This window comes from Bacillus changyiensis (assembly GCF_027706145.1).
Lineage (GTDB): Bacteria > Bacillota > Bacilli > Bacillales > Bacillaceae > Bacillus > Bacillus changyiensis.
The window spans coordinates 898,937-912,794 of record NZ_JAQFWW010000002.1; the positions used below are offsets into that span (position 1 = coordinate 898,937).

Sequence of the window (13,858 nt, forward strand, 5' to 3'; positions counted from 1 at the left end):
CTCTTTTGTAATTAGAAGTTGAAGCGGAAAGTTGTCAGTTACCACTTAAATATAAAAAGACATGGGCCGGTTCAATACCGACTCATGCCTATGGAAACTGTTATCAATTTATGACTGTTCTTTCACATGGACTTTTAATGTCGCTTGTACTTCTGGATGCAGTTTCACAGGTACATTTGTGTATCCTAAAGAACGAATGGCATCATTCAGTTCTATTTTACGTTTGTCTACTTTCAGCTGATGTTTTTTTTGTAATTCTTCTGCAATTTGCTTACTTGTGATAGATCCAAACAAACGACCGCCTTCTCCAGACTTGGCTGATAGCTCAACGGTCATGTCCTCAAGCTTTTGTTTGAGCTCTTTTGCCTGTTTCAGTTCCTCAGCAGCTGCTTTTTTCTCTTTTTTCTTTTGCCCTTCAAGTGTACTTATATTAGCGGATGTTGCTTCAACAGCCAACCCTTTTTTAATCAGAAAGTTTTGAGCATATCCATCTGCTACATTTTTCACTTCACCTTTTTTCCCTTTACCTTTAACATCCTGTAAGAAAATAACCTTCATCTTTGAATGCCTCCTTCAAAATACTCATCAATTGCTGTCTTCAAACGGTGGAGTGTCTCTTTAACCGATATGTCAGTTAACTGCGTAGCGGCGTTTGTTAAGTGTCCTCCACCTTCTAGAGCCTCCATAATCATTTGTACATTCACCTCACCGAGTGACCTTGCACTGATGCATACCGTATGATCATCTCTTCTTGCGACTGCAAAAGATGCTTCGACTTCACTCATGGAAAGAAGAGAATCAGCAGCTTGGGCAATGATCACTTGATCAAAGTGTTCATCAACCTCATCGCCCGGCATTACTGCAATCGCAATACCATGTTTATAAAATGCGGTATGCTGAATAAGTTTTGCCCGTTTAATATAATGATCAGCAGTTTCTTTTAGAAACTTTTGCACCAATACGGTGTCAGCACCTTTTGCTCTTAAATACGATGCAGCATCAAACGTGCGTGAGCCGGTACGAAGTGAAAAACTTTTTGTATCAACAGTAATTCCTGCTAACAAAGCGGTAGCTTCAATCATATTGATTTTCAAACGCTTCGGTTGATACTCTAGTAGTTCAGTCACAAGTTCTGCCGTAGATGATGCATATGGCTCCATATAGACTAGCAGCGGATCTTTAATGAACTCTTCCCCTCTTCTATGATGATCGATCACAACGATATTTTCAATTTTATTGACTAACTTTTCTTCAATCACCATTGATGGTTTATGAGTATCGACAACCACAAGCAGTGTGTCATCTTGAACAATTTCTAGCGCTTCTTCTGGTGTAATAAATCGAGACCACAATTCTTCATACTTTTTAATTTCAGCGATAAGTCGTTTCACACTAGAGCCGATTTGATTTGAATCAATGACAACAAAACCATCTTTTTGATTTGCCTGTGTCACTTTTAAAATTCCAATCGCCGCCCCTATCGAATCCATATCTGGAAACTGATGACCCATAATCATCACATTGCTACTTTCAGTAATGATTTCCTTAAGGGCATGGGAAATGACTCTCGCTCTGACACGCGTTCGTTTTTCTATCGGGTTTGTCTTTCCACCGTAAAATTTGACTTTACCGTTTGGCTGTTTGATTGCCACCTGATCTCCACCGCGGCCGAGTGCCAAATCAAGACTGGATTGGGCAAGGTCACCCAGTTCTTTTAAAGACGAAACAGCTGCACCAATACCAATACTTAAAGTCAAGGAAATCGAATGAACAGCCGTTTTTTCTCGAATGACATCCAATATAGAAAACTTAGACGCTTCCAGATCGCTTAAAATATGCTCATTTAAAACACCGATAAATCGTTCAGAAGAAATTCTTTTTAAGAAAATTCCATATTGTTGTGCCCACCTGTTAAGAAGTGATGTCACTTCACTGTTCATTGTACTTTTTGTTTGATCGTCTAGACCTTGTGTGAGATCATCATAATTATCTAAAAATATGTAAGCAAGAACCGTTCTCTCGTTTTCATATTGCTTCTCAATCTGTATCTGTTCTGTAACATCAAAGAAGTATAAGAGTTTGTCTTCCCTTTTAATCACAACATTAAATTTCCGCTCATGTAGTGTCACTGTTTCAGTATCGACTTCTTGTTTAACTAAAGGAACAACCGCTTCGCATATATCATAAAGCGATCTTCCAACAAGAGTGCTTTCATTAAAACATGAAGCCATAAACGGATTTGCCCATTCAATATAATACTGATCATTAAAAAGCAAAATCCCAATCGGCATTTCCAATAGTGCCTCTTCACCAACTTTTTTTAGTCGGTAAGATAAGGTCGAGATATACTCATCTAATTCTTTTCTAATTTTGGAATCTGCACGCTTTAAAAAGTATAAAATGACGCTAAGGAGAAGCACACCGACCATGCCTGTCACCCAGTTAAAATAGATGTTGATGAGGACAGATACGATTGTGATGATAATTAAAGAATAAATCGGATATCGAAACAACGGTTTTTCATAAAAGCTTGGCACTTCCAATCAACTCCTCACCATTGGAAAGAACGTCATCTTGTCTATTTTTTCAATCTTTCTCGCAAGTTAAATCCTATATCGATTATACCTAAGATACGAACTAGGTACAGTAGGGGTGACAGCAGTCCAATAATGAAAAAGAGAACAGGCACTACTTTTGATATCTTTTTAACATGACAATAGTAAAATATAAATGAAAACCCTTGCATTGCCACGATCAGTCCCATTAGGATACTTGCATTTAAAACAATTGAGTTAAAAACACTGCCTTGTTCAGCAGGGGCAAGAGAAACTAAAATTGTCAACAAGTAAAGCCAAAAAACGCTTTGGGGAAGCTTCAGTTCCCTAAAAGGTTTTAAAGCCGGTACTTGCGGTGTAAAACGCTGTAGTAGCGGTCTAGCCATAAGATGATTGATGAAAGCAATGATGGCTGATGATAAAATAACGGTTATTGGATATAAATACTGTGTCATCTTCATTTGTTCTCTCAGTTGTGTCATTAGTTTCTCAGTTTCTTGTTTATTTCCAAACTGCTGAGACATAGACTCCCATGTTTTAAGTAAATCATGAGATGTTTGATTAGCCATATCTATTAAGTTTAACCTAAAAAACTGAATACTAATAATAAACATCAGCACTAATGAAATCATATACATAACAGCCCCGGATGCAATGGCACGCCCAGGCTCTTTTTGTCTGTAGTGATAGCCCATGACAACCCCCACACTAACGGTAGGAATTGCAATGCCAAGACCGCTTAACGAACTAATCATAAAAGTAATCGGCAAACTAGCCAAACCCATTAACAACCCAGATCTTATGCCATGCCTTATTGTTTGTATGATGACAGGCAAAGGTAATAAAAATAAGGTAACCATCCCGATCAAAGGGGCATATTGGGTTATGAACATTAAAACGGTAAAAAGACTAACAAGAATGGCGCCTTCTATTAAAGCTCTTGTTTGTTTCACTTGTTCACCTCGTTATTTTATTTTTCTCAATCAAAAAAAGCAGTATAGCCGACTGCTCTTTTTAACGTCGATTTCATTTTCAAACAGACGGTCACATGAGCAGATGTCTGCTTTCCCTCGTTATTTCTTCATTTTAACATAAGGGTAAATCTCAAGTAAAATCATGCATGGTAGCCAGAAAGGGATCGTTGTTTCACATGAAACATGTTCAAACATTAAAACCTTGTGTTGTACCATTTAAATGGTAATTAAGGTATCCATGAATAGATATTTATTATGAGCGTACACTGGTTTTAAGTTTTAAAAAAAGAGCGGTAAACAGCTCGAGTCAGCTTCAAACTAAGCCTAATTCTTAACAAGTAAGATCGCCTTGTTTCCTAGTCAAAAACAATCAGAATACCCAATGTAAGCATGCACTTTTAACAAATGAAGGTGCGCAGACTGCCCTTTAGAAGCTAAAACTATCAAGCATTGTGTAGAAACACAAAAAACGATTTTCTTTGTTTTATAAAGAAAATCGGTTCATCTTTATTTCACAATCAATACAGGACAATTTGCTCTTTTGGCAACTTTGTGACTGACACTTCCCAAGACCATTTCCTGTAAAGTATTGAGTCCCCTACTTCCAATAATCACAATATCGAAGTCATGATCATTAGCATACGAGACGATCGTTGGACCTGGTTCTCCGTGTTTCATTGTGATCTGATAAGAAACCGATGACTGTTTTAATTTACTTTCAATAGCAGACAGTCTTTTACGCCTTTCCATTTCCAGTTTCGTATGGCTTTCACTATGTAATACTTCGTTTTTCGCTTTATCAAAGTCTAATACATAGATGATTTCTACAACAGACTGATCAACTAAAGAAGCCAAACGAATCGCTTGGTCTGCCGCTCTTTCGGCATGTAGTGAACCATCTGCAGCTAACAGTATGTTTTGATACACTTCATCACCTGCTTCCTCGTTATAGGTTTGTCATAAATTTCCCAACCTTTTAACTAACCGATGACTTGATTCATTTAATCCTGTTAATTCAACCTCAATGTTTCGATCCTTTAACTTCAAAATGATTTTATCTATGGCAGCTACAGCAGAATCATCCCAAATGTGGGCTTCTGAAAAATCAAGAATGACCTTTTTAGGACTGTCATCCAATTGAAAAAATTTCACAAAATCACTGACAGATGCAAAAAATATTTGCCCTTTTATAGCATATTTTTTTATGTTTCCAGTTGACTCTATAGCCACTTCCACATTTGAAATCTTTGCGACAAAGAAGATCGCACTTAAAATGATACCTGCAAATACCCCTTTAGACAAGTCGTGTGTGACAACAACTGTCATAACTGTAACCAGCATCACAATTGAATCCGTAAGCGGTACTTTTCTTAATAACCTAATCGATGACCAATCAAATGTACCGATCGATACCATCATCATCACACCAACAAGTGTTGCCATTGGGATTTGAACAACCCAATCTCCTAACACTATAATCAAAAACATTAAGAACACGCCCGCCACAAAAGTAGATAAGCGTCCTCTCCCTCCTGATTTGACATTGATTACCGATTGACCGATCATTGCACAGCCTGCCATTCCACCGAAAAAACCAGTGACAATGTTGGCAATCCCCTGTCCACGACTTTCCTTATTTTTATCACTTTCACTATCTGTCATATCATCGACAATTGAAGCTGTTAGCAAAGATTCTAACAGGCCGACAATTGATAATGCTAGCGCTATTGGAAAAATGATCGACAAGGTTTCAAAACTGAATGGAATATTAGGGATGATAAATGCAGGCAATGATTGTTTAATCTCTCCCAAGTCACCAACTGTACGAAGGTCAAAATCGCCAATCATCGCAAGTACAGTCATGACGACAATTGCAACAAGTGCTGATGGAATAGCTTTTGTTAACAACGGAAGTATATAAATAATCATTAATGTTAGCGCTACTACAATATATGTCATATTAGAAACTCCAATAAGATGAGGCATCTGGGCCATAAAAATTAAAATCGCCAGTGCATTAACAAAACCGACCATCACCGATCTGGGAATAAATTTCATAAAACGAGCGATTTTTAGCATTCCAAAGATAAATTGAATAACCCCTGTTAAAATCGTTGCTGCAAATAAATATTCTAGTCCATGTTCATTCACCAATGTAATCATTAAAAGAGCCATTGCTCCAGTCGCCGCCGAGATCATAGCTGGGCGACCTCCCATAAATGAAATGACAACTGCAATACAAAATGAGGCATATAGACCGACCATTGGATCAACCCCTGCAATGATAGAGAATGCAATCGCTTCAGGAATGAGCGCCAGCGCTACAACTGTTCCAGAAAGGAGATCGCCCCTTACATTTGAAAACCATTCGCTCTTCAATTTCAATGATGCTACACCTCTTTTAGCTGTTTCTTATACAAGGAACAAAAAGAATTCAAGCTATTACCACACAACTAGCATCCGCTCTCTAGTTGCATTCTATTCTTTTTACCATTATGAATTGATGGAACCTGGACTGATTCATCAAACATGTGAAGTCGAAGATTGGTAATATCATCAGCATCATTAAACATCGACTCCAAATCCAATCGCCAATGGCTCAAATGCAGACCCGGCAACAGGAACAGCCATCGCCACTCCATTAATAATCCAATGCAATGTCGCCCAAAATCATTCGGCCCTCCCCAAACAATAGCGAAAAGAATTGCTTGTTATGCTTTTTGTTCATCACTAGGAGATTCGTTTTGACTTTACTTTGAAATCGGAAAACCGATAGTTTCTCTTTCAACAAAAGCAAAAAACCGACTTTCTCTAAAAAGAGAAAATCGGTTCACTCCTTTATTTCACAATCATGACCGGACAATTCACCCGTTTTGCCACTTTATGACTAACACTTCCAAGCACCATTTCTTGAAGGGAATTTAACCCCCTGCTACCAACAATCACAATATCAAAGCCATGATCATTCGCAAAAGAAACAATCATCGGGCCTGGATCTCCATGTTTCATCGTCACTTTATAAGGGATATCTGCTGTTTTAAATTTTTCTTCGATATTTTTCAGTTTTTTTCGTCTATCACTTTCTAATTGTGCTGAACTGGCACTATGCAAAACTTCACTTTTCGCTTTTGAATAATCTAATACATAGATACATTCAACAGTTGATTCAGGGACGAGTGAAGCTATCATGATCGCGTGATCTGCTGATCTTTCTGAGTGAGTTGATCCATCAACAGCCAGCAAGATTTTTTTATACATACACTTCTTCCTCTCCTGTTAGTGAACTGTTACTTTTGCATTTGGTTGATCAAAAGTTGCTAACCTTTGCACCAACCGATGGCTGGATTCATCTAAGCCATCCAGTTTCACATCGACGTGATGTTCTTTGAACTTCAATACAACTTTATCAATTGCTGCTACTGCTGAATCATCCCAAATATGCGCATCTGAAAAGTTGAGTACGACTCTTTCTTTAGCTTCTTGAAAAGAGAAAGATTGAACAAAGTCTTGCACTGAGGCAAAGAAAATCTGACCCTTTATATGATAAACAATCTGATTTTCTGATGGTGATATTGAGGACTCGACATGCACTTTTGAAATTTTTGCGACAAAGAAAATAGCACTTAAAATAATACCGGCAAAAACTCCCTTTGATAAATCATGTGTGGCAACCACAGTGATAACGGTCGTCACCATAACGATCGAATCTGTTACTGGTACTTTTGTTAAGCCGCGAAGAGAGGACCAATCAAACGTACCAATCGATACCATGATCATCACACCAACTAAGGCAGCCATTGGAATTTGAACGACCCAATCCCCTAATACCATAATCAAGAACATTAAGAACATCCCAGCCACAAAAGTAGATAAGCGTCCTCTTCCTCCTGACTTGACATTGATTACCGATTGACCGATCATCGCGCATCCTGCCATTCCACCGAAAAAACCAGCGACAATATTAGCAATCCCCTGTCCACGACTTTCTTTATTTTTATCACTTTCACTATCTGTCATATCATCAACAATCGAAGCTGTTAGCAAAGATTCTAACAGGCCGACAATTGACAATGCTAGCGCTGTTGGAAAAATGATCGACAAAGTTTCAAAGTTAAACGGAATATCCGGAATCATAAAGGATGGTAAAGAACTTGAGATCTCTCCTAAGTCTCCGACTGTCCGAAGATCAAAATGTCCATAAATAGCTAAAACAGTCATTGACACTATTGCGACTAGTGGAGCGGGAACAGCTTTTGTAAAACGCGGCAATACATAGACAATCACTAATGTAATACCTACTATGATATAGGTTATAGTGGAAATTCCAACAAAATGAGGAACCTGGGCCATAAAAATTAAGATGGCCAGCGCATTTACGAAACCTACCATCACCGAGCGCGGAATAAACTTCATAAAGCGCGCAATTTTCAGTACCCCAAATATGAATTGGATCATTCCCGTTAAGATCGTTGCTGCAAACAAGTACTGTAAGCCGTGATCTTTCACCAATGTAACCATCACTAGTGCCATTGCGCCAGTCGCAGCGGAAATCATTGCAGGACGGCCGCCTATAAACGAAATTACAACTGCAATACAAAATGACGCATATAGACCGACCATTGGATCTACACCTGCGATGATCGAAAAAGCAATCGCTTCAGGTATCAATGCAAGAGCAACAACAATTCCTGACAGAATATCCCCTCTCACATTTGAAAACCATTCTTTATTCAATTTTTCTATTAACAATAAAAAACACCTCTCTCTTTGTATTGACTTCTAACTCTCATAGAAGTCGGGGCCGTTTGCAACATATTTAAATTTAACAGATAGGAATTGAAATGTCTATCACTTTTTGTTCCAATAACGATCTTTTTTGGAACGATAGATATCATTAATACCGTGATGATTCATACTTTGGTATAATCATTCTAAAGTGATTCTCTTGGAGATGATACAAGTGATTTTCGGATATGTACGTCCCTTTAGTCAAGATCCAGATTTGCGCCTACAGTTAAACGACCTTAAGAAGTATGGGTGTGAGAAAATTTTCAGAGAGCACACGAATTCTCCGAAAAATAGACCGGCATTAGATAACATGTTTCGTGCCCTTAAAAGTGGTGATTCAGTAATCGTGTACAAATTGTACAGTATTGCCGATTCAACCAGGCATTTGATTGACATTGTCCAATTCTTCGAAAAAGAAAACATTTTCTTTTTATCGATATTAGATCAAATCGATACCTCTACTAGTGACGGGAAAATCTTCTTTAAAATGATGGAAAAGGTCAACGTATTTCAGCACGACATTTTAAGTGAAAGTACAAAAGCAGGAATTTATGAAGCAAAGCTGAAGGGGAAAACTGGGGGGCGTCCGAGAAAACCGGATGAAAATGTGAGGCGCGCATTGGCCATGTATCAAAGCAAAGAATATAGCATTGCACAAATCACGAAAGCCACCGGAATTAGTAAAACAACGTTATATCGATATTTAGATCATTAAACAAAAAGAACAAGATCCCTGAAACGGTTCTTGTTCTTTGTTATTTAAGCTTATTCTCCAGATACGTATGGAAGTAAAGCCATTTGACGAGAGCGTTTAATTGCAACAGTCAATTTACGTTGGTATTTTGCACTTGTGCCTGTGACACGACGTGGCAAAATTTTACCGCGCTCTGAGATAAATTTTCTAAGAAGATCTACATCTTTATAGTCGATATGCGTAATTCCGTTAGAAGTGAAATAACACACCTTACGGCGTTTCGCACGACCGCCTCTGCGTCCTCCTGCCATTGTTATCTCCCTCCTTTCCTTTTCAATTTTTACTCCGTTATCCTTTAAAATGGCAGATCATCATCTGAAATGTCAATCGGTTTTCCATCATTTGCAAATGGATCATCATTAAAGCTATTGCCTTGATTGCGATTCTGATTGTTTTGATTGCCACCATATGGATTTGGATCATTTTGTCCGCCGCCAAAGTATTGGCCTCTCTGGTCTCCGCTGTAACCGCCGGAACCGGAGCCGCCGCCTTTTGGCTCAAGGAATTGAACACTTTCAGCTTGAACTTCCGTTACAAATACACGCTGTCCTTGCTGGTTTTCATAGTTCCTCGTTTGCAAACGTCCATCAACACCCGCAAGGCTACCTTTTTTAAGGAAATTGGCTACATTTTCAGCTTGTCTTCTCCATGTGACACAGTTGATAAAATCTGCTTCACGTTCCCCCTGCTGATTCGTAAATGTACGATTGACAGCAAGCGTAAAGGTGGCTACAGCTGCGCCATTGGGAGTATAACGAAGCTCTGGGTCCTTTGTCAGTCTGCCGACTAAAACAACTCGGTTAAGCATAATGAGAGACCATCCTTTTGCTTAGAATATATATTTCAATCTGTTTATTCTTCTTCTTTAACCACAATGTGGCGAATGATGTCATCACTGATTTTAGCCAAACGGTCAAATTCTTGAACAGCTTCAGAACCTGACTGAATGTTTACGATTTGGTAAAATCCGTCACGGAAATCGTTGATTTCATAAGCAAGACGGCGTTTTCCCCAATCTTTTGTTCCAGTGATCTCCGCACCGTTTGTTGTTAAAATGTTGTTAAAACGTTCAACAACAGCCTTTTTAGACTCTTCATCAACATCTGGACGGATGATGTACATAACTTCATACTTTCTCATTTCGATTCGCACCTCCTTTTGGACTAACGGCCCATTCAAGGGCAAGGAGCAATAATTCTATTACTCACAATTTTATATTATATCAAAGCTCTTTTTCGTTTTCAACTATGTTATACATTGAAACGGAAATGAATGACATCTCCATCTTTCACAATATATTCTTTTCCTTCAAGGCGGACTTTTCCTGCTTCTTTTGCGGCTGACATACTTCCCGCTTCAAGTAAATCGGCATATGCAACTGTCTCCGCTCTGATAAATCCACGTTCAAAGTCCGTATGAATGATTCCAGCACATTCCGGGGCCTTCATTCCTTTTTTGAACGTCCAAGCTCTAACTTCCTGTTCACCTGCTGTAAAATAAGTGGCCAGTCCTAGCAATGAATATGAAGCTTTAATTAATTGATCAAGCCCTGATTCTTCAATTCCCAGTTCTTCAAGAAACATCGCTTTTTCTTCACCATCAAGTTCGGCTATTTCTGATTCAATCTTCGCGCAAACGACGATCACCTCAGCATTTTCACGATTAGCAAATTCTCTAACGTTCTGAACGTATTCGTTACCTGAAGCATCAGCAACTTCATCTTCACTGACATTTGCCACATATAATACAGGTTTAGTGGTTAACAGATGGAGCTGTTTTAGTACTTTGTGCTGCTCTTCTGTAAATTCAACAGAGCGTGCTGGTTTTTCTTGTTCGAATGCTTCCTTTAGCTTTGTTAAAATTTCAAATTCAAAGACAGCCTCTTTATCTTTTTGCTTGGCCATCTTGCCAACACGACCAATCCGTTTTTCAACAGTTTCCAAATCCGCGAGGATCAGCTCAAGATTAATCGTCTCTATATCAGAGATAGGATCAACTTTTCCGGAGACATGTGTTATGTTATCATCCGCAAAACAGCGGACAACATGACAAATCGCATCTACTTGACGGATATGGGACAAGAATTTATTCCCTAGCCCTTCCCCTTTAGAGGCTCCTTTTACGATACCAGCAATATCGGTAAATTCGAAAGCTGTAGGAACTGTTTTCTTTGGGTTCACAAGTTCTGTTAATTTTTGAAGCCGTTGATCAGGCACCTCCACAATTCCGACGTTTGGATCTATCGTACAAAACGGGTAGTTAGCCGATTCCGCTCCAGCCTGTGTAATCGCATTAAATAAGGTTGATTTTCCGACATTAGGTAAACCAACAATCCCAGCAGTTAAAGCCATTCTTTCATCTCCTAATCATTAAACATCCTTGTATGTTCATCTTTTATTCAGCCTGCAACAATTATAAGAATGATTACTGTAAAAGACAAGCTGACAAAACTTGTTTTTCAATCACTAATCCTCTGTGAAAATCCTTTTTGTGATTCTATTATCAAAAAAAGCACGATCATCCGTAAACATTAAGAATCGGATTCCTCATGCTTGACTAAAATCTTTTTCAATTTTCTTTGAAATTCTTTACGGGGAATCATAACACTATGTGAACAACCTTCACACTTAATCCGAATATCCATCCCCAGCCGAATTACTTTCCAGCGATTTGTACCACATGGATGCGGCTTTTTCATTTCAACCACATCATTCAGATCAAATTCTTTATTCGCCAACATTGTTCACCTCTTTTGTTTATTCATTTTTTTCTTATTGTACAAAAAACGACAGGAAAAGAACAATTTCTATTTAAATAATAGTGGCTCTATGATTTCCATTTAATCAGTATTGGGTAAAGCAAAATATTAACTAATAAATACAGATTGAGCAAACCATAAATCGGATATAAAAAAGCAATTAAATTTGAAAAACCAAATGATGTAAACGGCAACATTATAGAAAGGAGAAGGATTACAGTGATCCATCTCGGCCATTTCACTAATGTCAGGAAACGACTTGAAAGTCCAAGTATATTTGAAATTGTTGTTGTATAAATAGCTGTACAAAGCAATGCTGACATTAATATAAATATAGGAAAAGATGTTCCTTCTAAAACTGCAAATAATGGTATTTCATACTTTGACAGTTTATCCGCTAACTCCACAAGTGTTTCATTGTATATGAATGAAATGATGCCAAAAACCAACCCGCTTAAAACACTGGCAATCCTGACCTCACCGATTCCTTTAAGTTCTTTACCGACCGCAGATAAAACGGCTACAACAGACAGAATGTTAAGGGATGCAAATGTGATGCCTGCTGGCCAATTATCTAACTGATCTCTGTTTAAAGGCCATGACTGATGGGTTTGTTGAAAAGAAATCAATGCATACAGCAACCCTATTACTAAGATTGGAATTAAGCAGCTATTGACAGATAATATGCTATTAAGTCCGCGAAAAAAAAGGAGGACTATACATAAAGATAATAAAAGAACTCCTGTCCAAAATGGGATATTAAAGATTTGTAATGTCACTCCACCCCCGGCAATCATCACGATTGTCGTGGTAAACAAATAGAGGATAATTAATAAATCATATACTTTCGCTAGCCTTGGGCCAACCAACTTTTCTAGTACAGGTAGAAAATGTTCTGTTTTTTCTTCAAAACTAATTTTCATCACTATATAAGTTGATAAGCTAAATATAATCGTGAATAAAAGGATAGCCAGTCCGCTTCCCGCGCCAAAAAACTGTCTAATCTCTTGACCGGATGCATATCCTGCACCTATTAAGCTTCCTAAAATGAGAAGCAACCACTTCATCCCGGCTCTCCACACGATCTCTCACCCCTGCTCATCATTTTTAAGCTTGTTTCTATCTCTACTGCTACTATATTAATCTTCCTTAACTAACATTCATAAAATCCTTCTTTCCCTTTAAAAGTATATTAATATAATTTATTCGATATTTAAAAAGCATTTTCATGTGAAGAAATTAAAACTTTGCGACAAATGAATCTTGCACTATCCAAGTGATGAAGCATAAAAAAAGTGGCTGATGGATATAATGTAAACAACCATTCATATTCAAAAAATATGACGCTAGACATTGCTGTTACTATGATGATAAGGATGTGGGAACCCTATGAATCGAAAAGGTCGGCTGTTTTCTCAAGAACCAATGAGTGAGTATGTCTCTCATTCAGATCCACTAGCTGTCAAACAGATCGGGAGAGCCATTTCCGTCTATTTAAAAGAGGCTGCAGATCGCCCAATTGTTGTTGTTTGTATTGGAACTGACCGTTCCACAGGTGATTCACTAGGTCCTCTCGTTGGAATGAAACTTGCCGCCAAACGACTGAAAGGCTTTGATATATATGGAACGCTCGCCGATCCGGTTCATGCTGTCAACTTGAGTGAGAAGCTTGAAAACATTCATATGAGACATCAGCATCCTTTTATCATTGCAATCGATGCCTGTCTTGGGCGGACAAAAAGTGTTGGGTCTTTTCAAATCGGAAAGGGACCATTAAAGCCTGGAGCAGGAGTTCGGAAGGACTTACCGGAAGTTGGTCATGTACACATTAATGGAATTGTAAATGTAAGTGGATTTATGGAGTATTTTGTATTGCAAAACACTCGGTTAAACCTTGTCATGAGCATGGCAAATGTACTTTCTGAAGGTTTAGCTTATCTTGAAAAAACAGCAGGGAAGGTATCAATATCCGATTCAAAACACAATGGGAAGACTGCAACAAAAAAACCATCTTAAATTGGATGGTTTT

Annotated in this window: 15 protein-coding genes; 2 read left to right on the forward strand and 13 right to left on the reverse strand. The window is 38.2% G+C overall.

What is annotated here, in order from left to right; genetic code table 11:
• Nucleotides 1-108: 108 nt before the first annotated feature.
• The 7 genes from rplI to PDT38_RS11665 all read right to left on the reverse strand — a co-directional run bounded on the left by rplI (nt 109) and on the right by PDT38_RS11665 (nt 8,278).
• Nucleotides 109-558, reverse strand: coding sequence for a 50S ribosomal protein L9 (rplI, locus tag PDT38_RS11635; protein ID WP_270801625.1), 450 nt, complete (start codon nt 556-558; stop codon nt 109-111).
• A complete protein-coding gene (locus tag PDT38_RS11640; RefSeq protein WP_270801627.1) occupies nt 555-2,537 on the reverse strand; it encodes a DHH family phosphoesterase in 1,983 nt (660 codons plus the stop codon). Before PDT38_RS11640 ends, rplI begins: the two co-directional genes overlap by 4 nt.
• A gap of 41 nt (nt 2,538-2,578) precedes the next feature.
• Nucleotides 2,579-3,508 carry a YybS family protein gene (locus PDT38_RS11645; RefSeq protein WP_270801629.1) on the reverse strand — a complete coding sequence of 310 codons (930 nt, stop codon included), beginning with the start codon at nt 3,506-3,508 and terminating at the stop codon, nt 2,579-2,581.
• 528 nt (nt 3,509-4,036) lie between these two features.
• Nucleotides 4,037-4,456: a universal stress protein gene (locus tag PDT38_RS11650; protein WP_270801631.1), complete on the reverse strand. Its 420-nt coding sequence runs from the start codon at nt 4,454-4,456 to the stop codon at nt 4,037-4,039.
• A gap of 30 nt (nt 4,457-4,486) precedes the next feature.
• The gene (locus PDT38_RS11655) at nt 4,487-5,914 is read right to left on the reverse strand and encodes a SulP family inorganic anion transporter (RefSeq protein WP_270801632.1); all 1,428 of its coding nucleotides are present in this window, start codon (nt 5,912-5,914) and stop codon (nt 4,487-4,489) included.
• 453 nt (nt 5,915-6,367) lie between these two features.
• On the reverse strand, nt 6,368-6,787 hold the full coding sequence (locus PDT38_RS11660; protein ID WP_270801634.1) for a universal stress protein: 420 nt from the start codon (nt 6,785-6,787) through the stop codon (nt 6,368-6,370).
• An 18-nt stretch (nt 6,788-6,805) separates the two neighbouring features.
• Nucleotides 6,806-8,278 carry a SulP family inorganic anion transporter gene (locus PDT38_RS11665; protein ID WP_270801635.1) on the reverse strand — a complete coding sequence of 491 codons (1,473 nt, stop codon included), beginning with the start codon at nt 8,276-8,278 and terminating at the stop codon, nt 6,806-6,808.
• A 202-nt stretch (nt 8,279-8,480) separates the two neighbouring features.
• Between PDT38_RS11665 and PDT38_RS11670 the strand changes: the two genes are divergently transcribed.
• Nucleotides 8,481-9,032 (forward strand): recombinase family protein, encoded by a 552-nt coding sequence (locus tag PDT38_RS11670; RefSeq protein WP_270801757.1) that lies wholly within the window; start codon nt 8,481-8,483, stop codon nt 9,030-9,032.
• Between the two features lie 50 nt (nt 9,033-9,082).
• Here the strand turns inward: PDT38_RS11670 and rpsR are convergent, their stop codons facing one another.
• From rpsR to PDT38_RS11700, 6 genes are all read right to left on the reverse strand, one after another.
• Nucleotides 9,083-9,322 carry a 30S ribosomal protein S18 gene (gene rpsR, locus PDT38_RS11675; protein ID WP_172299102.1) on the reverse strand — a complete coding sequence of 80 codons (240 nt, stop codon included), beginning with the start codon at nt 9,320-9,322 and terminating at the stop codon, nt 9,083-9,085.
• Between the two features lie 44 nt (nt 9,323-9,366).
• On the reverse strand, nt 9,367-9,879 hold the full coding sequence (ssbA, locus tag PDT38_RS11680) for a single-stranded DNA-binding protein SsbA (RefSeq protein WP_172299104.1): 513 nt from the start codon (nt 9,877-9,879) through the stop codon (nt 9,367-9,369).
• Nucleotides 9,880-9,923: 44 nt separating this feature from the next.
• On the reverse strand, nt 9,924-10,211 hold the full coding sequence (gene rpsF / locus PDT38_RS11685; protein ID WP_270801637.1) for a 30S ribosomal protein S6: 288 nt from the start codon (nt 10,209-10,211) through the stop codon (nt 9,924-9,926).
• Between the two features lie 110 nt (nt 10,212-10,321).
• Complete coding sequence (gene ychF / locus PDT38_RS11690; RefSeq protein WP_270801639.1) at nt 10,322-11,422, reverse strand: redox-regulated ATPase YchF; 1,101 nt, start codon at nt 11,420-11,422, stop codon at nt 10,322-10,324.
• Nucleotides 11,423-11,601: 179 nt separating this feature from the next.
• A complete protein-coding gene (locus PDT38_RS11695; protein WP_270801760.1) occupies nt 11,602-11,808 on the reverse strand; it encodes a DUF951 domain-containing protein in 207 nt (68 codons plus the stop codon).
• Nucleotides 11,809-11,897: 89 nt separating this feature from the next.
• Nucleotides 11,898-12,911, reverse strand: coding sequence for a YkvI family membrane protein (locus PDT38_RS11700; RefSeq protein WP_270801641.1), 1,014 nt, complete (start codon nt 12,909-12,911; stop codon nt 11,898-11,900).
• A gap of 307 nt (nt 12,912-13,218) precedes the next feature.
• On the opposite strand from PDT38_RS11700, the gene yyaC reads away from it, so the two are divergent.
• Complete coding sequence (gene yyaC, locus PDT38_RS11705) at nt 13,219-13,845, forward strand: spore protease YyaC (RefSeq protein ID WP_270801643.1); 627 nt, start codon at nt 13,219-13,221, stop codon at nt 13,843-13,845.
• Nucleotides 13,846-13,858: the final 13 nt, after the last annotated feature.